21 protein-coding genes are annotated in these 24,608 nt (G+C 61.8%); 13 read left to right on the forward strand and 8 right to left on the reverse strand.

Annotated elements, in window-relative coordinates; translation table 11 throughout:
- Positions 1 to 208: 208 nt before the first annotated feature.
- The 7 genes from V9L20_RS02485 to V9L20_RS02510 all read right to left on the reverse strand — a co-directional run bounded on the left by V9L20_RS02485 (position 209) and on the right by V9L20_RS02510 (position 5,897).
- Complete coding sequence (locus V9L20_RS02485) at positions 209 to 1,042, reverse strand: phosphate ABC transporter ATP-binding protein (protein WP_337295360.1); 834 nt, start codon at positions 1,040 to 1,042, stop codon at positions 209 to 211.
- Positions 1,043 to 1,045: 3 nt separating this feature from the next.
- Positions 1,046 to 1,945 (reverse strand): phosphate ABC transporter permease PstA, encoded by a 900-nt coding sequence (gene pstA / locus V9L20_RS02490; protein WP_337295361.1) that lies wholly within the window; start codon positions 1,943 to 1,945, stop codon positions 1,046 to 1,048.
- Complete coding sequence (gene pstC / locus V9L20_RS02495; RefSeq protein WP_337295362.1) at positions 1,946 to 2,845, reverse strand: phosphate ABC transporter permease subunit PstC; 900 nt, start codon at positions 2,843 to 2,845, stop codon at positions 1,946 to 1,948.
- 51 nt (positions 2,846 to 2,896) lie between these two features.
- Complete coding sequence (locus tag V9L20_RS02500) at positions 2,897 to 3,727, reverse strand: phosphate ABC transporter substrate-binding protein (protein WP_337295363.1); 831 nt, start codon at positions 3,725 to 3,727, stop codon at positions 2,897 to 2,899.
- Between the two features lie 369 nt (positions 3,728 to 4,096).
- The gene (locus V9L20_RS27300) at positions 4,097 to 4,444 is read right to left on the reverse strand and encodes an ArsR/SmtB family transcription factor (protein ID WP_185738444.1); all 348 of its coding nucleotides are present in this window, start codon (positions 4,442 to 4,444) and stop codon (positions 4,097 to 4,099) included.
- 7 nt (positions 4,445 to 4,451) lie between these two features.
- Positions 4,452 to 4,820: an ArsR/SmtB family transcription factor gene (locus tag V9L20_RS02505; RefSeq protein WP_337295364.1), complete on the reverse strand. Its 369-nt coding sequence runs from the start codon at positions 4,818 to 4,820 to the stop codon at positions 4,452 to 4,454.
- Positions 4,821 to 4,928: 108 nt separating this feature from the next.
- The gene (locus tag V9L20_RS02510) at positions 4,929 to 5,897 is read right to left on the reverse strand and encodes a Bug family tripartite tricarboxylate transporter substrate binding protein (RefSeq protein ID WP_337295365.1); all 969 of its coding nucleotides are present in this window, start codon (positions 5,895 to 5,897) and stop codon (positions 4,929 to 4,931) included.
- 225 nt (positions 5,898 to 6,122) lie between these two features.
- Between V9L20_RS02510 and V9L20_RS02515 the strand changes: the two genes are divergently transcribed.
- The 13 genes from V9L20_RS02515 to V9L20_RS02575 all read left to right on the forward strand — a co-directional run bounded on the left by V9L20_RS02515 (position 6,123) and on the right by V9L20_RS02575 (position 20,520).
- Positions 6,123 to 6,644, forward strand: coding sequence for an arsenate reductase (azurin) small subunit (locus V9L20_RS02515; RefSeq protein WP_337295366.1), 522 nt, complete (start codon positions 6,123 to 6,125; stop codon positions 6,642 to 6,644).
- A 12-nt stretch (positions 6,645 to 6,656) separates the two neighbouring features.
- On the forward strand, positions 6,657 to 9,137 hold the full coding sequence (locus V9L20_RS02520; RefSeq protein ID WP_337295367.1) for an arsenate reductase (azurin) large subunit: 2,481 nt from the start codon (positions 6,657 to 6,659) through the stop codon (positions 9,135 to 9,137).
- Between the two features lie 139 nt (positions 9,138 to 9,276).
- The gene (locus V9L20_RS02525) at positions 9,277 to 10,152 is read left to right on the forward strand and encodes a LysR substrate-binding domain-containing protein (RefSeq protein WP_337295368.1); all 876 of its coding nucleotides are present in this window, start codon (positions 9,277 to 9,279) and stop codon (positions 10,150 to 10,152) included.
- A gap of 132 nt (positions 10,153 to 10,284) precedes the next feature.
- On the forward strand, positions 10,285 to 11,271 hold the full coding sequence (locus tag V9L20_RS02530) for a TauD/TfdA dioxygenase family protein (RefSeq protein WP_337295369.1): 987 nt from the start codon (positions 10,285 to 10,287) through the stop codon (positions 11,269 to 11,271).
- Complete coding sequence (locus tag V9L20_RS02535; RefSeq protein WP_124962111.1) at positions 11,268 to 11,702, forward strand: PaaI family thioesterase; 435 nt, start codon at positions 11,268 to 11,270, stop codon at positions 11,700 to 11,702. The genes V9L20_RS02530 and V9L20_RS02535 overlap by 4 nt, the downstream gene beginning before the upstream one ends.
- 2 nt (positions 11,703 to 11,704) lie before the next feature.
- Positions 11,705 to 14,419, forward strand: coding sequence for an AMP-binding protein (locus V9L20_RS02540; RefSeq protein WP_337295370.1), 2,715 nt, complete (start codon positions 11,705 to 11,707; stop codon positions 14,417 to 14,419).
- On the forward strand, positions 14,403 to 15,353 hold the full coding sequence (locus V9L20_RS02545) for an acyl-CoA desaturase (RefSeq protein ID WP_337295371.1): 951 nt from the start codon (positions 14,403 to 14,405) through the stop codon (positions 15,351 to 15,353). The genes V9L20_RS02540 and V9L20_RS02545 overlap by 17 nt, the downstream gene beginning before the upstream one ends.
- Positions 15,354 to 15,406: 53 nt before the next feature.
- Positions 15,407 to 15,685, forward strand: coding sequence for an acyl carrier protein (locus tag V9L20_RS02550; protein ID WP_337295372.1), 279 nt, complete (start codon positions 15,407 to 15,409; stop codon positions 15,683 to 15,685).
- Positions 15,682 to 16,554, forward strand: a complete 873-nt coding sequence (locus V9L20_RS02555; RefSeq protein ID WP_337295373.1) for a cyclopropane-fatty-acyl-phospholipid synthase family protein — start codon at positions 15,682 to 15,684, stop codon at positions 16,552 to 16,554. Before V9L20_RS02550 ends, V9L20_RS02555 begins: the two co-directional genes overlap by 4 nt.
- A gap of 81 nt (positions 16,555 to 16,635) precedes the next feature.
- Positions 16,636 to 17,580 (forward strand): AEC family transporter, encoded by a 945-nt coding sequence (locus tag V9L20_RS02560; protein WP_337295374.1) that lies wholly within the window; start codon positions 16,636 to 16,638, stop codon positions 17,578 to 17,580.
- Positions 17,581 to 17,630: 50 nt separating this feature from the next.
- Entirely contained in the window at positions 17,631 to 18,401 is a 771-nt protein-coding gene (locus tag V9L20_RS02565; RefSeq protein ID WP_337295375.1) for a (Fe-S)-binding protein, read from the forward strand.
- Positions 18,398 to 19,867 (forward strand): lactate utilization protein B, encoded by a 1,470-nt coding sequence (locus V9L20_RS02570; protein ID WP_337295376.1) that lies wholly within the window; start codon positions 18,398 to 18,400, stop codon positions 19,865 to 19,867. The genes V9L20_RS02565 and V9L20_RS02570 overlap by 4 nt, the downstream gene beginning before the upstream one ends.
- Positions 19,864 to 20,520, forward strand: coding sequence for a LutC/YkgG family protein (locus V9L20_RS02575; RefSeq protein ID WP_337295377.1), 657 nt, complete (start codon positions 19,864 to 19,866; stop codon positions 20,518 to 20,520). The genes V9L20_RS02570 and V9L20_RS02575 overlap by 4 nt, the downstream gene beginning before the upstream one ends.
- A gap of 685 nt (positions 20,521 to 21,205) precedes the next feature.
- Here V9L20_RS02575 and V9L20_RS02580 read toward each other — a convergent pair.
- Positions 21,206 to 24,286, reverse strand: coding sequence for an NACHT domain-containing protein (locus V9L20_RS02580; RefSeq protein ID WP_337295378.1), 3,081 nt, complete (start codon positions 24,284 to 24,286; stop codon positions 21,206 to 21,208).
- Positions 24,287 to 24,608: the final 322 nt, after the last annotated feature.

Raw genomic sequence — 24,608 nt, forward strand, 5'->3', positions numbered from 1 at the left:
GAGGTCAGTAGTGCCCCAAGCCCCATAAGTCAAAACCTAGCTCCCAGCTGAGCGCATCCTCGACAACTGCGGGTTCATCATTCAGTTCGAATGCCGCCACGCGTGAAGCAGCAGTCGCGTCGAGTTCGTCGGCTGGCGTTTGTCGGAACGCTGTTCTGCCAAACCTCGGTTCGGCATGCAGCCAGCTGGTTGGTTGCGTCACGGAGCGCTACTCGTAAGCAAAATAGAAGCGCGCAAAATCAGTGGTCGGCTGTTCAAAGATCCTGCCGGCCGGCCCGTGCTCTGCGAGAGTTCCCGAGGAGCCGTCATGCCAGAAAAGCGCGATGTAGTCAGCGACCCGTCGAGCCTGTGCGATGTTGTGTGTGACAAGCACCACTGTTCGCTTGGTCGCCAACTGCTTGATTAGCGCTTCTATCTTCTGCGTTGATATCGGATCGAGCGCGCTGCAGGGCTCATCCATAAGCAACACACTTGGATTGAGCACAAGAGCACGAGCCAGGCAAAGGCGCTGCTGCTGGCCTCCGGAAAGCGCCATCGCTGACATGTCCAACTTGTCCTTTACCTCGTCCCAAAGACCTACGTCGATCAGCGAGTTTTCGATGATCTCGGCTGTTCGTTTCTTGTCTACGAGCCCGTGCTGACGCAGCGGAAACTCGAGATTGCGTCTTATGGAAAATGGAAAGGGATTGGGACGCTGAAAAAGCATGCCAACCTGACGGCCAAGAACAATCGGTGCGGAGACATGCGATTCATCGCTCCTGTGAAACTTGACCTGCCCGGTGACTCTGCAATCGAGCTCCAGGTCCGTCAGCCTGTTCAATGAGCAAAGGAACGTGGACTTCCCGCAACCCGAAGGCCCCATGATCGCTGTAACAGCGTTGGCCGCGATCTGTAGCGTGGTGCCACCAATGATTTTTCGATCCCCGTATCGGATGTCCAAATCTGTGATGTCGAAACACCACTTACTTGCGGGCGGACTTACCGGGGCTGCTGATACGCCCGCTTTGTGCATGTCCAGGAACTCTTGAGCGCAATATTCCATCGATCATCTCCACGTCGGCAGGGTGACTCCGAGAAACTTCGACTGCAGCTTCACGGACGCGAAATGGATTGCCATGCTGATGGCGGCAAGCAAGGTCAGTAAAACCAGTGCCGAGCCATAAGCTGCGTTCTGGCCACCAGGTATGTTTGTAGCCAACTCGTATATGTGCACGGAAATGCTTCTGCCGGAATCCATCACTGACGCCGGCATCCTGTCGGAATAGCCACTCGTAAACAGCAGAACGGCTGTCTCAGCAAACGCGCGAGTCAGACCCAATACGCAGCCGGATGTGAGTCCAGCCAGAGCGACCGGCAGAGTGATGTGCCAGAGCGTGGCGGTCCGCGAAACTCCGAGGGACGCTGAAGCCAATTTGTAGCTGGGCGGAGCCGATTCAATCGCATTGCAGAAGGTGCGAATGAGCACAGGCAGAATCATGCAAGCGAGTGTGAGCCCACCTGCCAAGATGGAGTAACCCATCCCGAGTTGGCGACAAAAGAAGGCCAGTCCGAAGAGCCCGAAAACGACGGAAGGCACTCCGGCGAGCACGTCGAGGGCATTGCGCACCACTGGCATAACGACTTTGCTTCGCGGCATGAATTCACTCAGCAGCACCGCTGTTCCAAGGGCCAAGGGAAGCGCGGCAGCCAAGCTGATTGCGACGATCAGGAATGTGGAGATCAAGATCGAGCCGATTCCACCGGCGCGGCCGGATTCCGCAGGTTCTTGGACGATGAAGTCGATGGAAAGCGAACTCACGCCGTTAATAACTATGTGAGCGATCGGGGCTATCAACGCTGCGAGCGCGATGGCTGTGAGCGCGTAGATGCATGCCGTCGACGTCACTTCTTTAAGTCCGCCTGCACGACGATATCCGGCGTAGAGAAGAAATAGCACTGCTTTCATTTAGCTGTCCTCTCTGGCTTGACGTTGTGCATAGAGGCCGCTCAGCAGAACGAGCAATGCGACCACCATCAAGACTGTCAGCCCCGTTGCATAGAGTGCAGCCTGATGAAGCCCCATCGCGTACTGCATCTCGAGCGCGATGTTCGCAGTGAGAGCCCGCACCGGATCGAAGAACGACGACGGCATCTGAACGACGTTCCCACACACCATCAGCACGACGATGGTTTCGCCAATAGCTCTCGCAGCGCCAAGCGTCATGGCGGCCAAGACACCTGCGCGAGCTTGTCGAAATACGATATGGCGAATCGTGGCTGCACGACCTACGCCGAGTGCGGTGGAGGCATAGATGTAGGTCTTGGGAACCGCCTCGATCGCCGCTTGCGTGATGACGGTGATCGTCGGAAATATCATCAGGCTTAGGACCAGAATCCCCGCAAGGATGCTTGCTCCAGGTGGCGCAATCGAATTGATGATGGGCACTACCACCACAAGCCCCCAGAAGCCATAGATGACGGTTGGGATACCCGCACTGATATCCACCAGCCTGAGCAAACCGGCTGCGATGCGTTTACGGGAGTAGAACGAGCAGTACACGGCAAAGCCGATGCTGAACGGCGTAGTGAGCAGCAGAGCGCCGATGGTGAGCAAAACGCTTGATACCAACATTGGCGCGAGCCCGAAGACGTCGCCCTTGGGAGCCCATTCTTCATCCGACAGGAGGCGCAAGGCGCCCACATCCGATAAGAAAGGCCAGCTTTCGCTAATCAGGAACAACGTTATCAGTGCAAGAATCGATGACGCAACAAGTGCAGCCACGCATGTTCCGACGAACACCATCCTGTCCAGATTTCGCCCGTGACTAGGGATGAATCTCGACTGGTCATACCACGAGACGTTCATTGCTTGCCCTTTTGATGAGTGATGTTGATCGACGCTCCGACCGAACTCGCTCTATGGCATGGGCACGAAGAAATGAGCCTGGATGAATGGTTTGGCCGAAGGCGCGCTCACGAATGCCAAAAGGCGTTTAGCTTCTGGCGACAGCGGCTCACGGGATACGAGGTTAAGTTCGCGGCTGATCGGGTACGCCCCGCTCGCGACGTTCCCTGTGGACGGAACGTACTGATCGAGTTGCAGCAACTTGATGGGTGAACCCTTCTTTTGCTCAAACTCCGCCGATCCAATCGACACATACCCGATGGCCCCTTTGGCGCCGGAGATCGTCATAATTTCCTGCTGGTTGTCTCCAACGATGACGTGCGCCTTGATGGAACGGTATGGCAGTCCGAAGTAGCTCGAGAAGATTTCCAGGGTTGAGCGACCTTCTGCTTTGCTGACCACGGTGATAGGCATATCAGGCCCACCGAGTGCCGACCAGTTCTTTATCTTTCCCGAGTAGATATCTATGACTTGAGCGCGGGTCAATGCCTTAAGTGGATTGGCCGCATTCACAACCATCGCGATACCGTCGCGCGCGATAAGCAAAGCCTTTAGATCAGATTCATCAGGGTACAGCGCCCTCGAAACCATGCCCACTTGGGCGGTCCCTTTCCGAACGTCGGTGATTGCGCGCGAAGACCCGCCCGACTGCACGTCTGTACGCACGTTCGGGTTCGCCGCATCAAAGGACTTCGCAAGATCCGAGATCAGGGGAGCGAGCGTGCTCGCTCCGGTGACGGTAATCCGCGCCGATGTAGGTGCTTGATCTGCAGCGGCAATCGCATGCCAAGCGAGAACTGCCACCCCAATCGTCATCTGAACGACTCTGCAAAGTTTCGTCACACCTGGCCTCCTTTGGATCTCGGCGTCCACGATGCGGAACGCTGAAACAACTATATATCTAGATAACCAAATATATAGATAGGTGTAACGCCTCTTGACAGCGACAGCTGTCTCGTCGATGAGGCTTGCCTGCTAGTACCTCGTGTCGACAAATCTCGGGCCCAACTGCGCGCGACGTCCAGCCGCGCGCCGCCGGGCCCATAACTGGACTGCTCCGAAGAGCACCAGTCCTGTCGCAAGGACCGCAGCGATAGCGATTGGTGCCCACACAATCAAGGTTCTTACAGCTTCGTAGTCGGTCATGTTGATGCCTCTCGGATGAATCTAGATAACTAGAGAAATAGTTGTTTCGGGAGAAAAAAAAGGACCCTATCCACTCATTTCACTGGACTCTTCAAGCGCCTCCCCCACGTCGAAGCAGCACTCTCGCAGCAAGAATCCGCTGAGGTGTCGAATTTCTTCAAATCGAGCAGTGCAATTGACCTCGCGACCAGTCCGTTGCTGTGCGACGAGGCCAGAGTCAACGAGGGCGGCCAAGTGATGTTTCAGCGTTGAGGCTGGGAGGGCTGTAACGGACTGAAGCGCAGTGACGTTCAAGCCCTCATGTCCGGCGCGCAAAAGCGACCGGAACACGGCCAAGCGCGGCAGGCTTCCGAGGGCCGCGAGCATCGGAGCGGCTTGGTCGACAGACAATCGTGGGGGAGTGCACTTATCCATTACTACACTATAGCACTAGTTGTATGGCAATGTTCTCTGTCGGGTCTTGGACGCAACATGCATCGGGGCCTGGTACGTCCAGATCGCAGCCAGCCCCATCGCAGCAGTTCTTGACCAGGTAGCCTATCAATGCCGACATGTGGCCAAAGATCACCCGATACACAAGATGTCGGCCGCACCGCTCTTGGCTCAGCAGGCCGGCGTGCGTGAGCTCCTTTAGATGAAATGACAATGAAGTACTGGGCACCCCTAGTTGTTCAACCAGAACTCCCGGTGTCGCACCTGCCTCCCCTGCCGCCACCAGTGCTCGAAAAATTTCGAGCCGCAGCGGCTGCGCCAAAGCTGCGAGCGACTTTACAGCCTGATTTTGATCCATTATTCAACGCTAATTGAAATATTTCATTTTGGCAAGATCAATTTCGCCGCAGAAAGTCTTGAACTTTTGCATTCATTTTGGCGGGTGCAGCCTCGTCGCCGAGACAATCTATTCTGGGGAGATGTTTCCTACTTTAATGATTCGACCCCATCGACTGATTTCGGTGTTCAGAAATTGAGCGAATTCTTCTGGTCCTTGGAAGTTGAGACGAAAGCCCTGGCTTTTCACTCGTTCTTGGACATCCGGCATGCGCATGATTCTGCTTATTTCACGAGAATACTGGTCCACGACTCCATCGGGCGTCTTAGCCGGAAGCATCAGGCCAGTCCAGCTCTCGACGTTCAATTCGGGCATTCCCGCTTCACTTGTGGTGGGGACGTCCGGGACGACATGGTGACGAGCAGCGCTGCAGATGGCGAGAGCTCTCAGTTTCCCAGCCTTTACGTGCACGATCGACTCCGGGAAATTAGAAAAAATCACGTCAAGCCGTCCGCTGATTAGATCAAGCATTGAAGGTGCGCCGCCCTTATAGGGCACATGGGTCATCCGCGTCTGGTTCAGGTCATTGAAGAGAGCCATTGTGAGATGTGTTGCGCTCCCGTTGCTGCTCGACCCAGCGGTGAGGAGCCGAGCTTTTGATGCGGCCATCAGATCCCTAAAGTCATTGAGCGGGCTGCTCGCAGGGACGACGACCAGCATCGGAGAGTTCGCCAGCAAGGCAACCGGACGGAGATCTTTCACGAGGTTGTAGGCAGCGTTCGGAAAGAGCGCCACGTTCACTGCATGGTTAGACGTGATGGCGAGGAGATTACTGCCATCCGATGCGGATCGAGCTACCTGTTCGGCGCCGATTTGGCCACTCGCGCCTGCCTTGTTTTCTACAACTATCGAGATTTTCCAGGCCTCGGCGAGTTTCTGCGCGACAGTGCGCGCCATGACGTCCGTGAGCCCCCCTGGCGCGAAGGGCACCACGTACCGGATCAGGGTGTCGCTCCTAGGGAATTCCGGTGCTGCTATTGCTGTTCTGTTGGCCAGAGCAATGCTTGCAGACGCGATCAACATATCACGACGTTTCATTTCAGTCTCCTCATTGACGACTAAGGGCAGAAGAAACGTGAATGCCGTGAGCGTCCCATCTCATTGCGCAAGCCGTCTGCGCAAAGGAGAGTTCGCGGAATCGCCAAAAACTCGGCACCCACTCACCGCCTAAATAAGGCGGGGCGATGCTATCATCTATATAACTGGTTATCTAGTTATATAGATAAGTACTAGTTTTCCGTGGATAGAACTTGGAGACACACAATGAAGGACTCGAAAGTCAGCCGCAGGATTTTTATGCTGTCCAGCAGCGGCAGCGCCGCTGCACTCGCAACGTCTACTTTGACGCCGGCTCAGGGGGCAGTGGCAGCATCGCCTCCGGGAGCGACGACTTTGAGCTACCCGAGGCGGTCGCTCGGTAAAGCCGCCGCTATGCCGGTCAACCAAGCAATCAGCTTCACCTATCCCGACCCGAGTTCGCCGTGCTACGCCATTCGCACGGGCTCGCCGGTACCCGGCGGCGTCGGCCCCAACCAAGACATAGTGGCTTACAGCGGTATGTGTTCGCACATGGGCTGCCCTGTCGCCTACGACGCGGGCACCCGGACATTCAAGTGCGGTTGCCACTTCTCCGTGTTCGATCCCGAGGCAAGCGGCCAGATGGTCTGTGGACAGGCAACGGAAGACCTCCCGCAGGTGTTGCTGGAGTACGACCCGCGCAGTGACAGCGTGCAGGCCATCTCCATCAACGGCCTGCTGTATGGCAGACAGTCCAACGTGCTTTAAGGGGGCAAGGCCATGACCGACATTCGAGACCGCATTGCCTTGCCCGCCAAGGATGCCCAAAAAACCAACATGACGTGCCACTTCTGCATCGTCGGTTGCGGCTATCACGTCTACAAATGGGATGCGAGCCGTGAAGGCGGGCGCGCCCCTGGCGACAACGCGCTCGGGATGGATTTTCGCAAGCAGTTGCCACCCATGGCGATCACGATGACGCCGGCGATGACCAACACCATCACCGACCGGGCCGGCAAGCGCTGGAACATCATGGTCGTTCCGGACAAGGAGTGCGTGGTCAACAGCGGTCTCTCGTCGGTGCGTGGCGGCCGGATGGGTTCGTACATGTACTCGGCGGACGGCATCGGCAAGGACCGCTTGAAGACGCCACGCATCTTCCGCGGCAATGAATGGCTCGACACCAACTGGAACGAGGCGCTGGCCATCTACGCGGGGGTGACGAAGAAAATCCTGGACGCCGATGGCCCGTCAGGCCTGATGTTCGACTGCTTCGACCACGGCGGTGCAGGCGGTGGCTTCGAGAACACCTGGGGCACTGGCAAGCTGATGTTCTCTGCGCTGAAGACGCCTATGGTCCGCATCCACAACCGGCCTGCCTACAACTCCGAATGCCATGCCACGCGCGAGATGGGCATCGGCGAGCTCAACAATAGCTACGAGGACGCCGAGCTAGCGGACTGCATCCTGGCCACGGGCTGCAATTCCTACGAAACCCAGACCAATTACTTCCTGAACCACTGGGTGCCCAACCTGTCTGGCGGTACGGTCGAGAAAAAGAAGAAGTGGTTTCCGGGGGAGACGGCGGCCGCGGCGAAGCTCATCGTCGTCGATCCCCGGCGTACCTCGACCATTGCGATCGCCGAGCAAGTGGCAGGCAAGGAAAACGTGCTGCACCTGGACCTAGAACCCGGCACCGACACCGCGCTGTTCAACACGCTGTTCACTTACGTCGTCGACCAGGGATGGCACGACGAGGAGTTCATCGCCCAACGCACCACAGGCTTCGAGGAGGCGCTGAAGACCAATCGCATGTCGCTCGTCGATGGATCCAAGATCACCGGCCTATCGGTCGACAAGATCAAGCAAGCCGCCGAGTGGGCCTACAAGCCGAAGGCTTCTGGCCATCGTCCGCGCACGATGCATCCTTACGAGAAAGGGATCATCTGGGGCAACGACAACTACGTGATCCAGAGTGCGCTGGTCAGCCTAGTCATTGCGACGCAGAACGTCGGACGTCGCGGCACGGGGGTGGTGCGCATGGGCGGCCACCAGGAGGGCTACACGCGCCCCGAATACCCTGGCGACAAGAAGATCTACATTGACCAGGAGGTCATCCAGGGCCGCGGTCTCATGTACACGATCTGGGGTACCAACCCATTCCAGAGCACCAACAACGCCGAACGGCATCGCGAAGCGCTCACCCGCAGAGCGAACGTCGTTCGCGAAGCCATGGCCAGGGCGCGTGGAGCCGATGTAGCCACCATGGTCGACATCATCTACGACGCGTGCAAGAACAAGGGCGGCCTCTTCGTCGTGGGAATCAACCTGTACCCCACAAAGCTCGCGGAAGCGGCTCAGCTGCTGATGCCGGCCGCGCATCCGGGGGAGATGAACCTGACGTCGATGAATGGTGAGCGCCGGTTGCGGCTGTCCGAGAAGTTCATGGATCCTCCGGGATCCGCCAAGCCGGACTGCCTCATCGCCGCAGATATCGCCAATGCGTTGAAAACTCTCTACACCCAAGCCGGCAACAAAAGCAAGGCAGCTCAGTTCGAGGGCTTCGACTGGAATTCCGAGGAGGACGCCTTCAACGATGGCTTCAGGCAAGCCGGGAGGCCAGGCGTTGCGGTTATCGAAAGCCAAGGCGGCGATACCGGTTATCTGGCCACCTACGAGCTGCTGCGAAAGGCCGGCAACAACGGCGTGCAGCTGCCCATCAAGGAAGTCAAGAACGGAAGGCTAATCGGCACGGAGATGGTCTATACCGATGGCAAGTTCGACACGAAGGATGGCAAAGCTGCGTTCAAGCCTGCTGTGTGGAACGGCCTCCCCAAGCCGGTTGCGGATCAAAAAGAAAAGCATAGGTTCTGGATCAACAATGGCCGAGCTAACGAGGTGTGGCAGACCGCGTATCACGATCAGTACAACGAGCACGTGAAAGACCGCTACCCCATGGCGTACCTCGAGATGAACCAGGATGACGCCAGAGCTTCAGGGTTGGGCGCCGGTGACGTTGTAGAGGTTTTCAACGACTACGGTGGTACGTACGCACTGGTGTATCCGACCAGATCCATCAAGGCTGGTCAGACTTTCATGCTCTTCGGCTATTTCAGCGGCGTTGCAGGCAATCTCACGACTGACTGGACCGATCGGAACGTGATCCCCTACTACAAGGGCGTGTGGGCCAGCATTCGACGAGTTAGCTCATTTGCCAATGGCAGGAAGCCGGTTTCATTTAAGGAACGAAACTTCACATGAATGTGTGTAACGGCGCTCAGACCTAGGCTCCAGCACCGAGTCATACACAAGCCGCCCGAAGTAGGGTGTAATTTTCATTGCTTTCCCTGGAAAATTACGCAGCCGCGTGGCGAGATTCATACTCGGATGAGGTGGTTCAATGCATCTTCCTTCGACACAAGGGCTTCTTGCCTTTGAGGCCGTCGCGCGACTGCGCAGTGTGAATCGCGCTGCCGAAGAGCTCAGTGTCACTCCCAGTGCCGTGAGCCATCGCATCCGCCAACTCGAATCGCGACTCGCGCTGCGCTTCTTCGCAGGACATGACTTCAGTCTCAGCGCCGACGGAATCTCATATCTGGCACGCGTGCGCGAGGCGATAGAAGCACTGCAGCAGATACCCGGGCGCGAAGGGCGGTCGGCGGTGCGGCAACTGCGTGTGGCGGTGACGCCGACCTTTTCTCGTCAACTGCTGCTGCCGCGGCTAGCGGCCTTCTGTCATACGCACCCCGATATCGAGCTGATGCTGCAGGTGACGACGCCAGTGCGGAACATGACAGCCGAAGAAGCCGATATAGAGCTTCGTTTTGGCATGGGCCCGTTCCACGACCGCGAGTGCATCCAATTGCAGGTCGATGAAGTGAGCCCCGTCTGCAGTCCTAGCTACTTGCGCAGTCATGGGCCCTTTTTTGGCTTTGCTACCGCTAGAGCCGTTTCGCGCGCCCACCTGCTGCGCACACCCCTTGAATCTTGGCGGACTTGGTTCAGGGCCTACGACATCACCCTGCCGGAGCCAACCGTCGGCAACCAGTTCAATGATCTCGGGTTGATGCTGGACGCGGCTGTAGAAGACCTAGGCGTTGCGCTGCTGCGCCTGAAGCTAGGCAGAGCTTGGCTGGATAGTGGGCGCTTGGTGCGGCTTTCGCCGGAGAGTGTGCCCTCACCCAACGCCTACTTTCTCTGCTGGCGGCACGGGGCCATGGAGCGCTGGGAATGCGCGACCTTCGTCAATTGGCTGCGCGAGGCTTTGCGCAACTGAGCGAATGATTCAGCCGTCGGTGGTCTGAATTTTTTTCAGATCGGGCCTCTCCAATTTTCAGTTTGGCGCGGAATGCGCCGACCACACTTTGCGCCAAGCGAGGGGTGTTCACCTCGTCATGGAGACGCCACGATGGAAAAGCAGGCCCAGGGTGCGCACGCCGCAGCACAGGTTTTTCCTTTCGCCCATTCGCCGGACAACCGGCATGCATGGGATGGCCGGAGCGCCGGAGAAGGCGTGCCGTTCGAGATCCGGCCTGACCCGTTCGGGAACCGGCTGAGCGCCGAAGTCCACGGCCTCGATCTTTCGCAGCCGCTCGATGCCGAAACCGTTCGCACGCTGTACGCCGCGTGGGTGCGCTACAAGATACTGATCTTTGTCGACCAGCACGTCGACGACGCCCAGCAGATTGCCTTCACCAGATACTTCGGCCCGCTCGAGGAGTTTCCGATGAAGGCGGTGCGCGCGAACACCCACAGCGAGATCTTCCGCGTATCGAACGTGGACACCGAGGGCAATCACTTGCCCGCGGACCACAACACGGTGCGCTACCTTCATGTCACGCAGCAATGGCACATCGACAGCAGCTACCGTGCGGTGCCAAGCAAGGGGTCGGTGTTCCGCGGCATCGAGCTGACCCGCCAGGGCGGAGAAACCTGGTTCTGCGATCTCGAGCAGGCCTACGAAGACTTGCCCGCCGCGCTTCGCACGCGGGTGGACGGGCTGCAGGCGGTGCACGACTTCGAGGTGTCTCGCCGCGCGGTGGGCAACCTTGCGCCGTTGTCGCCGGAAGAAAAAGCGGCCGTCCCCGTGGCCGTGCATCCGCTGGTGCGCACCCACCCTGACAGCGGCCGCCGCTCGCTGTTCCTGAGCCCGGTCCACATCTCGCACGTGGTCGGGCTGAGCGCGGCCGACAGCAAGGCGCTGCTCGACGAGCTGGTGGGTCTTGCGGTGCAGGAGAAGTACATCTACAAGCACCGCTGGTGGCCCGGCGACGTGATGATGTGGGACAACCGCTCGCTCATGCACTGGGCCCAGCCCTTCAATGAGCAGGCACTGCGGCGGGTGATGCACCGCACCACTCTTGCCGGCGAACGCGCTGCGGGCGCCAGCCAATGAAGCGCGACCTTGCGCTGGCGCCATCGTTCCTCGACATCCACGAAGGCCGCGCGCCGCACCCGCCGGTGGCGGTGCTGCTGGGATGGCATACGCTCGAATTCGACAGCGAAAACGGCTACATCCGCGGCGAGATGCTTGCGCGCGAGGAGTTCCTGAACCCCGCGGGCGTGCTGCAGGGCGGAATGATGTGCGCCATGCTGGACAACGCCGCCGGCCTGGCGGTGATGTGCACGCTGGGGCCGGGGCAGATGGCCCCCACGCTGGAGATCAAGTCGAACTTCATGCGGCCGGGCAAGCCTGGAAAGTTCATCGGCGAGGGCTGGATCCGCTCCCAGGCAGCGGGCGTGTGCTTCGTCGAGGCCAGGCTGACCACCGAGGCCGGCCAGCTGGTGGCCACGGCATCGGCGACAGCCCGCATCCTGGCGAGGTAGGTATGCAGGAGCACACCACGCTGGTCGACATTCTGGGCGCGCATGCCGAACGCCGGGGCGACGCGCCCGCCTACATCCTGCTGGACGGCAGCGCGGCGGAATGCGCGCGCACAAGCTTCGGCGAACTGCACCGGCGCGCCATTGCGATCGCCGCGCGCCTGCAGGCCACCGTGGCGCCCGGCGAACCGGTGCTGCTCGTCTTTCCGACGGGGCTCGATTTCGTGGCCGCGTTCTTCGGCTGCGTGTACGCCGGCGCGATCGGCGTGCCCTGCCCCCACACGGCGCGCGACGTGGGGCGGCTCTCTGGCATCGTGGCGAGCTCGGGTGCGCGCACGATCCTGACGCACGAGATCAGCGACGCGGCGCTGGCCGCAATGCCCGAGGCATTGCGATCGCTGGCGTGGCTGCGCGTTGGAGACATCCCGCACGGCGAGGCATCGGCGGCGGCCTGGCAGGCGCCGGCGCTGTCGGCCGACTCGATCGCCTACCTGCAATATTCCTCCGGCTCGACGGGCGAGCCCAAGGGCGTGATGGTGAGCCACGGCAACCTCGTGCACAACCTGCGGATGATGGCCGAAGCCTTCGGGCACGACCCGCAGCGCACGACCATCGTGACCTGGCTGCCGCTGTTTCACGACATGGGCCTGATCGGCAATGTGCTCGAAGCAATGTATCTCGGCGTGGCGTGCGTGCTGCTTTCGCCCACCACCTTTCTCAAGCGGCCCGTGGCGTGGCTGCAAGCCATCGAGCGTTACCGCGCCACCTTCAGCGGTGCGCCCAACTTCGCCTACGAGCTGTGCGTTCGCAGGATCAGTGCGGCGCAGCGCGAGGCGCTCGATCTCTCTTCGTGGGAGGTTGCGTTCAACGGCTCCGAGCCGGTGCGCGCCGAGGTGATCGATGCCTTCAGCCAGTGCTTCGCGCCGCAGGGCTTTCGCCGCGAAGCCTTCTATCCCTGCTACGGCCTGGCCGAAGCCACGCTGTTCGTTTCGGGCCGGGGCCGGTCGGTCGCGCCCGCGAGCCTGCGCTTCGACCGGGCGCTGCTGGAGCGCCGAGATGCAGTGCTCAGCGATGCCCCCGAGGCGCGCGTGCTGGTGAACTGCGGCCATGCCTGGGCGGGGCAGCAGATCCACATCGTCGACCCCGACCGGCTGGCGCCGTGCGCGCCGGGCCAGGTGGGCGAGGTCTGGGTTTCGGGTGCGAGCGTGGCCAAGGGCTACTGGCACCAACCGGCGGCGAGCGCGCGCAGTTTCGTTGCGTCGCTCGACGGTGTGGGCGAAGGCAGCTACCTGCGCACCGGCGATCTTGGCTTGCTGCACGACGGCGAGCTCTACCTCACGGGGCGCCTCAAGGACCTGATCATCATCCATGGCCGCAACCACTATCCCGAGGACATCGAACGCACGGTCTGGGCCAGTCACCCGGCGCTGCGGCCCGGCTGCGGCGCGGCCTTTCCGGTCGATGTGAACGGCGAAGAGCGGCTGGTCGTGGTGCAGGAACTGAACCGCGAATTCCGCGACAGCTTCGATGAAGCGCAGATCCTGGGCGACGTGACGGAAGCGATCACCGCGGTGCACCAGGTGCGGCTGCATGCGCTCGCGTTGATTGTGCAGGGCGCCATCCCGAAGACCTCGAGCGGCAAGGTGCAGCGGCGCGCCTGCCGCGCGGCTTTTCTCGACGGCACGCTGCCGCTGGCGGGGCGCGAACGGCGCAAGGCGGAAAACGACGACCGCGGCGATGGCGGTCCCCCGGCGCGCGGCCATACCCATCCCCTGCGCAGCCCCACGGTCGCCGCCCAGGGCCTGCGCCAGGCGCAACAATTGCACGCCTTCGCGATCTCGGGCCTTTCGCTCGCCGGAACCATCGTGGCCGTGGTGCTCGCCGTGCAATCCGGCGTGAGCGCCGCAGCGCTCTGGCTGATGGCCGCCATGTACGTGCTCACGATGCTCGGCATGACCGTGGGTTTTCACCGCATGCTGTCGCACGGTGCGTTCGAAGCGAGGCCGGCGGTGCGCGCCGGCCTCGCGGTGCTGGGTTCGATGGCGGCGCAAGGCTCGCCCACCTACTGGGTTGCCAACCACCGGCGCCACCACCAGTTCAGCGACGCGCCCGGCGACCCGCACTCGCCGCTCTTTCACGACAGCGCGCCGATCCGCGGCATGGCCGCGTTCTGGCACGCGCACGTGGGCTGGATGTTCACGCACGAACTCTCCAACGCGCTGCACTACTGCAAGGACCTGATCCGCGATCCGGTGGTCTCACGCGTCAGCCGCCATTACTACGCCCTGGTGGCCGCAGGGCTGGTGCTGCCCGCGCTGCTGGGCTGGGCCTTCACCGGCACGCTGCGGGGCGCGGCCGAGGGGCTGCTGTGGGGCGGCTTCGTGCGGCTGTTCCTGAGCTTTCACGCCACGAGCTGCATCAACTCGGTTACGCACATGTTCGGCTCGCGGCCCTTCGGCACGGCCGACAGCAGCCGCAACAACCTGTGGCTGGTGCTGCCGACCCTGGGCGAGGCCTGGCACAACAACCACCACGCTTTTCCGGCCTCCGCCTATTTCGGCATCAAGGCCAGCCAGATCGACATCGGCGGCTACCTGATCCGGCTGCTGGCACGTCTCGGGCTGGTGAGCAACGTGCGGTCTGCCTCCGCCGAACGGATCGCGAACATGCTGGCCGGCAGCGAGCCGGCTTCGGGAGCACGCCATGTCCAGCATCGCTGAGTCGCGCCGTCCTGTCATTGCCCGCACGATCGAGAGTCCCCGCATGCGGCGCTCGCAGCGCCGCCATGCCATTGCCGTCGTGGTGCTGAGCGCGGCCGGCATTCTGCTCGCGGGCGGGCTCGCGGTCGCGGGCCATCTACCCGGGCTTGCCGAACTGGCGATCTTCCTGGTGTTCTTCACCATTGCCGGGCTCGGCATCTCGGTGGGTTATCACCGGATGTTCACGCACCAGAGCTTCAAGGCGAAGACGCCGGTGCGGGTTGCGCTCGCCATCATGGGTTCGATGGCGATGCAGGGAACGCTCAAGTTCTGGGTCGCGCTGCATCGCCGCCACCACGAGCATTCGGATGCGCCGGGCGATCCGCATTCACCCTATGTGCTGGAAGACGGCACGCCGCTGCGCGCGGGGTTCGCAGGCTTCTGGCACTCCTACATGGCCTGGAGCTTCGGCCACGAGGTACCGAACTCGGCCTTCTATGCGCGCGATCTGATGCGCGACCGGCTGATCTCGCGCGTCAACGACCTTTACTTCGTCTGGGTTGCCGCGGGTCTCGCGTTGCCCGCGCTGGCCGGCGGCTGGATTCACGGCAGCTGGATCGGCGCGCTGCAGGGTCTGGCCTGGGGCGGGCTGATCCGCATCTACGCGGGCCACAACATGATCTGGAGCATCACGTCGCTCACCCACATCTTCGGCCGGCGCGACTTTGCCACGCGCGACCGCAGCACCAACAACGGATGGCTCGCGCTCTTCACACTGGGCGAGTCGTGGCACAACAACCATCACGCCTTTCCCACCGCCGCGGTGCTGCGCTTTCGCTGGTACCAGTTCGATCCCAGCGGCCTGTTCGTCGCAGCGCTGGAGAAGACGGGCCTCGCCTGGGACGTCGGGCGGCCCGGCAAGCACGCGCTCGACGCGAAGCTCAAAAGCAACTGACAAACCGACGAACGGCCCAACGCACCGACCCACCCACCGAAGGAGAAATGCCCGTGAGCACACAGCAGCAGCAAGACATCGAGAACTGGCTCGCCGACCTGATCGGTGAAATCCTGGAGATGCCTCCGCAGGAGGTCGACCGTACCGCGCGCTTCGACCGCTACGGACTCGACTCGGTGGCCGCGGTCAGCGTGAGCGTGGCGCTGGGCGAGCACCTGGGGCGCGAGCTCGACGCCACCGTCATCTACGACTACCCCACCATTCGCAAGCTGTCGCAGCACCTGGCCGAAACCGCCAAGGCCGCCGAAGCTGCCGCAGAGGCACAGCGATGAGCGCGCTGGCGAACCCAGGCGCCTCGGCGCAGGCCATCCAGTTTCACTACGACATCGGCAACAGCTTCTACAACCTGTGGCTGGACCGCAGCCTGACGTACTCCTGCGCGCTCTGGGACGGGCAGGACACGCTCGAAGCCGCGCAAATCGCCAAGATCGACTACCACATCGAAAAGTCGGGTGCGCGCGGCCAGCAGCGCGTGCTCGACATCGGCTGCGGCTGGGGCGCGACGCTCAACCGCCTAGTCCAGACCGCGGGCGTGGCGCAGGCCACGGGCCTCACGCTGGCCACGCAACAGGCCGCCCACATCGCGCAGCAGGAATGGCCGGGTGTCGATGTTCGCGTCGAGAGCTGGTCGGACCATTCGCCGACCATCCCCTACGACGCAATCATTTCGGTCGGCGCCTTCGAGCACTTTGCCAAGCTCGACCAGTCGCCCGAGGAAAAGATCGAGGGCTACCGCGGCTTTTTCCGCCGCTGCCACGAGTGGCTGCCGCCGGGCGGCTGCCTGTCGCTGCAGACCATGTCCTACGAGAACTCCAGCCGCGAAGACTTCAGCCCCTTCTTTGCGAGCCAGATCTTTCCCGAATCGGACCTGCCGCGCCTGTCGGAAATTGCCGGCGCCAGCGAGCACCTGTTCGAAATCGTTTCGCTGCGCAACGACCGCCACCACTATGCGCGCACCTCGCTCGAATGGCGCCGCCGCCTGCTCCAGCGGCGTGCCGAGGCGGTGGCATTGGTGGGCGAGGAAGCGGTCACACGCTACGACAAATACCTGCACCTTTGGGCCATCGGCTTTCACACCGGAACGATGGGCCTGCTGCGCCTGCAGCTGCGCAAGCTCGAGACGCCGCGGAGGCTGCACTGAACCAGCCCGCTCCACTGCCCCGCCACCGCCCGCCGACGGGGGAGACAAGAAGAAAACAGAGAACGAGAGAAAAGGAAACCCATGTCGGCGACTGCCAGTCTGTTGCAAACCATCTTCCCGGTGTTCGCCCTGCTGGCCGCAGGCTATGCGGTCAAGCGCCTGGGCTGGATGCAGCCCGCCTATGCCGAAGGGCTGAACCGGTTCGTGTATTACCTCGCGTTTCCGGTGCTGCTCTTCATCGTGATTGCGCGCACGCCGCGGGCCGAAATCTTCAAGGCCGAGTTCCTCGGCGCCTGGACGGTGGCGCTCTTGGTGGGCTACTTCCTCGCGGGCGCGGTGAGCCTTGCATGGCAGCGCGACGGCATCGCGGCCATGGCGGTGCGCGGCTTCAACACCTCTTGCGGCAATACGTCGATGGTCGGCATTCCGCTGTGCGTTGCGGCTTTCGGCAAGGACGCCGCGCTGCTGGCCGTACTGGCCACGATCGCGAACGCGGTTGTCGGCGTGAGCATGACCGTGCTGTTCATCGAAAGCAGCCGGCAAACGGCGGCGTCCCGCGCCCAGCTGGTCGGGCGCATTGCCTGGTCGCTTGCAAAGAACCCGCTGATGATCAGCTTCGTGCTGGGCTTTGCCTGCGCCGCCTGGTACGGCGCGCCGCCGCCCGCGGTCTCGAGCCTGTGCGACATGCTGGGCGGCGCCGCAATTCCCTGCTCGCTCGTGGCCACCGGGCTCTTCTTTGCGGGGCACACGCACCGCATCGCCTATTCGCAGGCTTCGGTCTTCACCTTCATCAAGCTGATCGTGCAGCCGCTGATCGGATGGGCGATTGCGCGCCATCTCTTCGGCATCGAAGGCCGGTTGCTGGCGATTCTGGTGGTGCTTTCGGCAATGCCGCTGGCCTCGACCTGCTTCGTCATCGCGCAGCGCTTCGACGTGCTGGCGGAAGAGACCTCGTCGATGATGATCATCTCGACAGTCGCGTCGCTCGCCACGCTCAGCGTGCTGCTCGGATGGTTCGGGGTCTGAGCCGCGACCGAGCTTTCATTTGATATGCGATACCCCACCCCACGAGACTCATGAACACATCCCCCTCGGCCGTCCGTGTCGGCTTTTTCGCCACCTGCCTCGTCAACGCCATGCGGCCGAACGTGGGTTTCGCCTCGCTCAAGCTGCTCGAAGAGGCGGGATGCACCGTCGAAGTTCCGATGCAGCAGACCTGTTGCGGCCAACCTGCCTTCAACGGCGGCGACACCCGCGACGCCGCGGTGCTGGCGCGCCAGTTCATCGAGACCTTCGAGCCCTTCGACCACGTCGTGATTCCCTCGGGCTCCTGCGCCGGCATGGTCAAGGCCCACTACGAGGAAGCGCTGGCCGACGACCCGGCCTGGGCCGAGCGTGCCCGGCGCCTTGCGGCGCGCACCCACGAGATCATGAGCTTCCTGGTCGACGTGATGGGCTACGCGCCGCAGCGGCGCTCGCTCGAGGCCAGCGCCACCTACCACGACAGCTGCTCGGGCCTGCGCGAGCTCGGCGTGCATGCGCAGCCTCGCGCAATGCTGGGCAAGATCCGCGGGCTGGAACTGCGACCGCTCGAAGGACATGACGTCTGCTGCGGCTTCGGCGGCACGTTCTGCGTCAAGTACGCGCCTATCTCCAATGCCATCGTCGAGGAGAAGGCGGCCGCCGTCGAGCGCACCGGTGCGCAGCTGCTGCTGGGCGGCGATCTTGGCTGCCTGATGAACATGGCCGGCAAGCTCAGCCGCCGAAAATCCGAAGTGCGCGTGCTGCACACCGTCGAGGTGCTCGCCGGCATGGCCGATGCTCCCGCTATCGCCGAGCCCCGATGAGCAGCACATCCACCACCACAACCGATGCGCGGCACGCACGCGTTCACCCGCTGCGCTTCCAGGCCCGCGCCGAGGCCGCGCTGGCCGACCCGGTGCTGCAGATCGCCATCGAGCGCACCACCGGCACCGCGGAGCGCAAGCGCGCCGACGCAGTCGAAGGTTTTCCGCAGTTCGACAAGGCGCGCGTGCTGGGCAAGCGCATCAAGGACCATGTCATCGCCAACCTCGACCACTACCTGCTGGCGTTCGAGCGCAATGCCATCGCGTCGGGCGCCAAGGTGCACTGGGCCTCGACCGCGGGCGAGGCATCGCGCATCGTGATCGGGCTGTGCCGCGACGCCGGAGCAAAACGCGTGACGCGCAGCAAGTCGATGCTCGGCGAGGAAATCGGCCTGCCGCATGCGCTCGACGAAGCGGGCATCGACCGCGTCGAGACCGACCTGGCGGAGCACATCGTCCAGCTTGGCGGCGACACGCCTTCGCACATCATCTGGCCTTCGATGCACCGAACGCGCGAGCAGGTGTCGGCGATGTTCCACGCATCCCACCGGGTGCCGCACGGCGAGGAGACCATCGAGGCGATGGTCGACAGCGCCCGGCGCGAACTGCGCGACAAGTTCTTCTCGTCCGACGTGGCCATCTCGGGCGCGAACTTTCTCATTGCCGACACCGGTTCGACCTGCACCGTGACCAACGAAGGCAACGCCGAGCTCACGACCTCGCCGCCGCGCGTGCACATCGTCACCGCCGGTATCGAGAAGCTGGTGCCCAGCGCCTCCCATGCGATGGCGATGCTCCGGCTGCTGGTGCGGTCCGCAACCGGCGGCGACATCACGCAATACACCACGCTGCATCGGGGCCCAAGGCAGCCGGGCGACCGCGACGGACCGGAAGAATTCCACATCGTGCTGGTGGACAACGGCCGCACGCGCATGCTGAAGGAAGGGTTGAAGGAAATGCTGCGCTGCATTCGCTGCGGCGCCTGCATGAACCACTGCGTGGTGTTCCGCCAGATCGGCGGCCACGCCTATGGCGGCGTGTACCCGGGGCCGATGGGCGCCGTGCTGACGCCGGTGTTCGACGGGCTCGAGGCCGCGCGCGATCTGCCCCACGCCTGCACGCTCAACGGCCGCTGCCGCGAGGTATGCCCGGTGGACATACCGCTGCCGACGCTGATGCGCGGATGGCGCGACCGTTCGTGGCGCGAAGGGCTGGAACCGCCGGCAGCGCGCATCGGCATCGGCCTCTTCGCATTCGCAGCGACACGCCCCCGGCTCTTTCACTTGGGCACCGCGCTCGCGCTGCGCGTGATGCGGCTCTTTCGCAAGAACGGCCTGATTCAACGCATGCCGCTGTTGGGCGCCTGGACGCGGCACCGCGACTTTCCCGCGCCGGCCGAACGGAGTTTTCTTGCGATGTACCGCGACACGCAGTCCGGCAAGACGACCCCGGGAGCACCACGATGAACGCACGCGAAGATATCCTGGCTGCTGTTCGCAATGCCCTGGGCCGCCTTTCGGTTGACGCGAACCAGGTGAAGGAAGAAGCAGACCGCCTACTCGATGACCTACCGGCGGCGCGACCGGCCCTCGACGGCATGGTGCCCGTCGACATATTTGCGGCGCGTATCAGCTCGCCAAAGGTCGCCGCCTCGCTGGACCGCATCGGCAATCTTGCCGAGCTGCCGACCGCCGTCGAACGCTATCTCCTGGCCAAGGGCTTGCCGCGCAATGTGGCCCTCCAGCCGGTGGCCGAATTGCGGGCCCTCGACTGGCACAGCATTGCGCTGCACGACGCGCCCGAGGTCGATGAATGCGTGGGCGTCGGCATCGCGCGTGCGGGCATCGCGGAAACCGGCTCGCTGGTGTTCGAATCAGGGCCTGAAACACCGGTGCTTGCGCACTTTCTGCCGCTGCATCACATCGTGTTAGTGCGGGCGCACAGCATCGTCATGTATCTCGACGACTATGCAGCGGCCGCGCTGAACCCGCAGAGCCCGCCGCACCGCAACGTGAATCTCATTACCGGCGCGAGCGGCACCACCGACATCGAAGGTAGCCTTGTGCTTGGTGCGCACGGCCCCTGCCACTTGCATGTGGTCATTTTGTTCGACAGTTAAGAGGTCCGTTACGCCCCGGGCATGGCTGTAAGCGGCGGGTGGACCTTAGACGAGTTAACTACGTTGAGAATCGAAATTCGCGTGTGTCAAGAATACGCAGGAGCGATGCGAGATGTCCTCAGCCGGTGCTGCGCTCCTGCGGACTGGAATCTCTCAATCCCAGGTACCGCAGTGTCGTCAAAGAAGTACTTTCCGTCTTGCGGCATCGCTCGCTCCCGCGCGCGAACTCCACGAACCCCTTGCGGCGCTTGCCATCGTGGACGGATACACTCGGTCGAATCTACATCTCCATGATGCCTTCAAACATCAAGCAGGTGTCGCTTGATGCGGAGAAGGAAGAAGACCGAGGCGCAGGTTGCGAGCCATGGTCGCGTGCCTGAGGGCTCCTGGCGTCGTCTCCTGATGACGAGGCTTGCAGGCCTGGCCGAATCCGCAACAGCGACAGCCGGGAGCGCCATTCCGTGACTCGCTCGACACATCCGGGCGACGCATCTGCGCTACCCCGGTGCAGACGCTCAGCCAAGAAGAAGGCGCAAGACTACTCGAACCGACTCAGGCATTCGATGCTGCCTCAGATCCCGAAACTGATAGCACTTGGGCGCGTTCGCGACTAAGTCGCTGGCGTCGAGAATGATGCCCGCGACCGCCGTCAGTCGCTGTCGACCGCGCGTGTTGCGCGTCAAATTCACATCGAAGTTCCTCTGTGCGCCGTCGGCCACTGCGCAGGGGAAAGAACCGCGGCATCGTCGTCGAGCGCATCGCGTCGTGATTCAAGCTGTTCCAAGCACGTCTTAATTATGGATTCTGCAGGCCGCCCGTCTTTGCCTTTCACAGACTGTGGGGCAGTTACATCGGAATTTTGCAATGAATGGCCCAACCACGATGCCAGTGAGCGGTTGAGGTGGGGAGCTCTAACTAGGCTGGGCCAATGGCTCAACACGGTCGGCAGCGAACGGATTTCGGCGAAGGCGGCTATCGCGTCGAGCTCGCTTGAGTAACTGCCCTGGAATGCAGCGAATAGCTGGCGAAGGCGGTGGGCTCTCAAGGCGAGAAATGCGAGTACCGCGATCCCGGCCGCATAAATCGCAGATATTGTCAGCAAGGCGCCTAGTGCGCCTTTAGAAAGGGGTGGTGGCTTGTTGTCGATGGACGCATAGATCATGTAGGCCGCACTTCCCAATATCCAGCCGACAATGCCGAGGACTGCGCCCATAGCGAGCAAAGTAGCAAGTACGGCACCAAGGGTCTGCCAAGTCTTCGTTCGTACGGCCCAACTGAACAAGAACTTCCCGCCCAAGCGATCACCCTCATGGCGCAAGCTGTAGATCAGCAGCAAAAGCACGAAGGCACAGACGGCGAGCAGACAGAGAATCAATCCCAATGTCGGCATGCCGTCCAGCGTGGAAAAGCGCATCGTCCACTCGCCAACTTGCGGCTCCTGGTAATTTCTCGCAGTACCTCTTTTGGCGCTTCCCAGATAGCGCGCGGTGGCTGCAACTGCCCAACCACTCACCATCGCTATCCCGGCTCCGAGTACGAGCAGCGGTGTCGCCGACTCACGGAACTGCCGCTTTGCCGCGAACGGAAATAGCCTTCGGGCCACCAGTTCGGGCCCAAGCGCAAACAAGCGGTAGGGAAATACCAGCCTTGTTGCCTTCCGCACGCTCCCTAACACTCGTCGCAGGAAAATATTGCGTCGATAGACGTGCATGGCACCCCAGGAACTCGGCAACCGAGATGCAAGTGCTTCTATCTGGATGAGCTTCGAAAGGTCGGAAGCTGCCAGGATTTCATTAGACAGGCGGCGCAGCACCGCTTCAGTTAGCGCTCGTGGTGCGTTGCCTCTAACGGCGGGAGCTTGCTTGAATGCAGCAGCCTGTGCATTGGGCGTACCGTTCCCAAAGCTTTCTGTGAGGTAGGTTGTAAGCTCAACTTGCGGCAACAGTGCACCTAGACGAACAACTTCGCATTGGTCCTTGGTGTCTCCGGCAGTCCATCGGAGAACTAGGTAGCGTGCCACGGCGGCACGAAGTGCATCAGGAACGTCCTCCATGCGGCGAGCCAAGCCCTCCTGAAGCAATTCCAGCAAGTACACCGCCTGCTCGCCGCTCCACTCGAAGTACCCACATTCGGATGGTACAGGCGGTACAGCGATCGTCCAGGTGCTGGGTGCCACATCGAGGATGGATATTGCCTCGGACACCAACGATCGCAACGACTGCATAGGTTCGGTCTGCAGCAGGGTGACGGCGTACTCGCGCCAACGTGGGTCGGAAAGCAACTCGCGAGGTGGAAGGTGATTGGGGTGTCCAACCAGATAACGGACAAACAGAGACTCTTGGTAGCGGCGATGGGCGAACGCGAAGCGTCGGTCCCCCTGTAGGGCGTTAGGCACGTCTGCCCGACCGATCTTGCAATCAACCAAGGCTGCGAGCAGCTTTTGGAGGTCGCGACCCGGCAGCTCCGATGGGTCGACCAGCGCTGCGATCTGGTCCAGACTAGGGGCCAGCCCTAAAACAGACTGCTCTGCAAACAAGCGGGCCAAATGCTCAGCACCAATCAACAACTGTGCTGGTTGGAGTCCGTAGCGACGCTGCAGGTAGTCTGCGTCCTTTCCTGCCAAGCGATCGAGGTGGATTGATAGCAGGTCGTGATCGTTGGTCGGGGCTTTGCCTTCGAGTTTCACGTGACGGCACAGCAGCGTTAGGAATAGCGGCGTAGCGCCCAATTGGCCGCCCTGCGCCAAGTGGTGCAACACGATTTGGACATGGCGTGCCGGCAAGATCGCGTTGTTAACTAGCGCTCGCTGCCGCTCTGCGTTCAAGGGCAAGATCCTGAACTTTTTCCAAGCTAGGGCTTCTGGCCCCTTGAACTCGCGTGATGCCAATACTCCCTTGCAAGTTCCCATGCCTTCGAGGAACTGCCGGATGGCCTGTGAATAGGCGTTTGCGGCGGCGCTGCCTTTCTCAGCGTGGAGCACAGCCGGAATTTCGTCGAACGAGTCGAATAGGAAGAACCACACGCCGTCGTCGCGGTACTTCGCCCAGTTGTCGCGCACGAAGGCGGTAGTGTCCGAGTCTCCGCGTCGGATGTTGTCAAGAACAAACTCCTTGATGGCGTCTGCAGTGACCCGCTCCAAGTCGCCTGTCGGCATTTCGCGAAGATTGATATACAGCGGAACCAGCGTCTTGCGAGCCTTGGATCGTTGACCTTTTCTCGCGATTTGCGCCGCGAGGTGGCGCAAAGCCACGCTCTTGCCGGCCCCAGGCTCGCCTACCAATTGAACTGCTCGTTCGGTGCTCTTAGTGAGCGCACGAACGAGCGATTTCTCTTTGCGCAGGCCGTCTGCGGGTTTTCGCAGTAGCCGGCTCAGTGCCGTGGGGTAGTAACCTCCTTCGCTCTCGACCTCAGCCTCTAAGTCCGTGAACCACTGATCGTTCCAGCTCTCGAACTTTGCTAGTTGTGCGAGGTCCGCGCTCAGCACGGTGCAAAACTGCGCTCGCTGCCGCACTAGCTGACGGTCCTCAGCGGACATGGGTACCGGTAGCCCGCTGCTTTTGTAGAGCTCCGAGGCTTTTACGACTACTTCCAGCAGCTTAGAGACAGCCTTTAAGGCTACCGCGGCCACGAGCCCACAGAAGACGAGGAGTACGACAATGAACAAGAGCCAACGCGTCAAGCTGCCGCCATCCTCCCAATTCCACAAAATTTCGAAGATATGCCTAGCCGCATCCCATGCTTGGCTTTTGCCGAATCCCTCTTCCATGGCCACCTCGGTCGTTGTGGATGACATCCTAGCGGACCCCGTTGAGGGAACTGATGCTTTCTGCGTTTTAACTCAGCAAAGGGCGGATCGTGTGTGTCCTCCTCTCCAAAAGCTAAAAGGTCGCGCACCGACAACGCCGCCGACAGCAATGCGGCGATTGCCGACGCTGGTGAAGTGTGGTCTACCGGCCGCCATGAGTCAGGTTGCGGACGATCAGGCTAGGCGGAGCCGCGTCAGGCTCCCATCCCCGATGCCTCCGCTCCCTGGACTGTGTGGCATGCTCGGGATCCTTGTGGCACCCATTGCATGTGCACTTCGGCGT

The sequence above is a fragment of the Variovorax sp. CCNWLW225 genome (assembly GCF_037204045.1).
Taxonomy (GTDB): domain Bacteria; phylum Pseudomonadota; class Gammaproteobacteria; order Burkholderiales; family Burkholderiaceae_C; genus Variovorax.

Excerpts from the sequence above, each read along its gene's own strand:
- V9L20_RS02485 (WP_337295360.1), bottom strand. The coding sequence starts at position 1,042 with ATGGAATATTGCGCTCAAGAGTTCCTGGACATGCACAAAGCGGGCGTA.
- pstA (WP_337295361.1), bottom strand. The coding sequence starts at position 1,945 with ATGAAAGCAGTGCTATTTCTTCTCTACGCCGGATATCGTCGTGCAGGC.
- pstC (WP_337295362.1), bottom strand. The coding sequence starts at position 2,845 with ATGAACGTCTCGTGGTATGACCAGTCGAGATTCATCCCTAGTCACGGG.
- V9L20_RS27300 (WP_185738444.1), bottom strand. The coding sequence starts at position 4,444 with ATGGATAAGTGCACTCCCCCACGATTGTCTGTCGACCAAGCCGCTCCG.
- V9L20_RS02505 (WP_337295364.1), bottom strand. The coding sequence starts at position 4,820 with ATGGATCAAAATCAGGCTGTAAAGTCGCTCGCAGCTTTGGCGCAGCCG.
- V9L20_RS02510 (WP_337295365.1), bottom strand. The coding sequence starts at position 5,897 with ATGAAACGTCGTGATATGTTGATCGCGTCTGCAAGCATTGCTCTGGCC.
- V9L20_RS02515 (WP_337295366.1), top strand. The coding sequence starts at position 6,123 with ATGAAGGACTCGAAAGTCAGCCGCAGGATTTTTATGCTGTCCAGCAGC.
- V9L20_RS02520 (WP_337295367.1), top strand. The coding sequence starts at position 6,657 with ATGACCGACATTCGAGACCGCATTGCCTTGCCCGCCAAGGATGCCCAA.
- V9L20_RS02525 (WP_337295368.1), top strand. The coding sequence starts at position 9,277 with ATGCATCTTCCTTCGACACAAGGGCTTCTTGCCTTTGAGGCCGTCGCG.
- V9L20_RS02530 (WP_337295369.1), top strand. The coding sequence starts at position 10,285 with ATGGAAAAGCAGGCCCAGGGTGCGCACGCCGCAGCACAGGTTTTTCCT.
- V9L20_RS02535 (WP_124962111.1), top strand. The coding sequence starts at position 11,268 with ATGAAGCGCGACCTTGCGCTGGCGCCATCGTTCCTCGACATCCACGAA.
- V9L20_RS02540 (WP_337295370.1), top strand. The coding sequence starts at position 11,705 with ATGCAGGAGCACACCACGCTGGTCGACATTCTGGGCGCGCATGCCGAA.
- V9L20_RS02545 (WP_337295371.1), top strand. The coding sequence starts at position 14,403 with ATGTCCAGCATCGCTGAGTCGCGCCGTCCTGTCATTGCCCGCACGATC.
- V9L20_RS02555 (WP_337295373.1), top strand. The coding sequence starts at position 15,682 with ATGAGCGCGCTGGCGAACCCAGGCGCCTCGGCGCAGGCCATCCAGTTT.
- V9L20_RS02560 (WP_337295374.1), top strand. The coding sequence starts at position 16,636 with ATGTCGGCGACTGCCAGTCTGTTGCAAACCATCTTCCCGGTGTTCGCC.
- V9L20_RS02565 (WP_337295375.1), top strand. The coding sequence starts at position 17,631 with ATGAACACATCCCCCTCGGCCGTCCGTGTCGGCTTTTTCGCCACCTGC.
- V9L20_RS02570 (WP_337295376.1), top strand. The coding sequence starts at position 18,398 with ATGAGCAGCACATCCACCACCACAACCGATGCGCGGCACGCACGCGTT.
- V9L20_RS02575 (WP_337295377.1), top strand. The coding sequence starts at position 19,864 with ATGAACGCACGCGAAGATATCCTGGCTGCTGTTCGCAATGCCCTGGGC.
- V9L20_RS02580 (WP_337295378.1), bottom strand. The coding sequence starts at position 24,286 with ATGGAAGAGGGATTCGGCAAAAGCCAAGCATGGGATGCGGCTAGGCAT.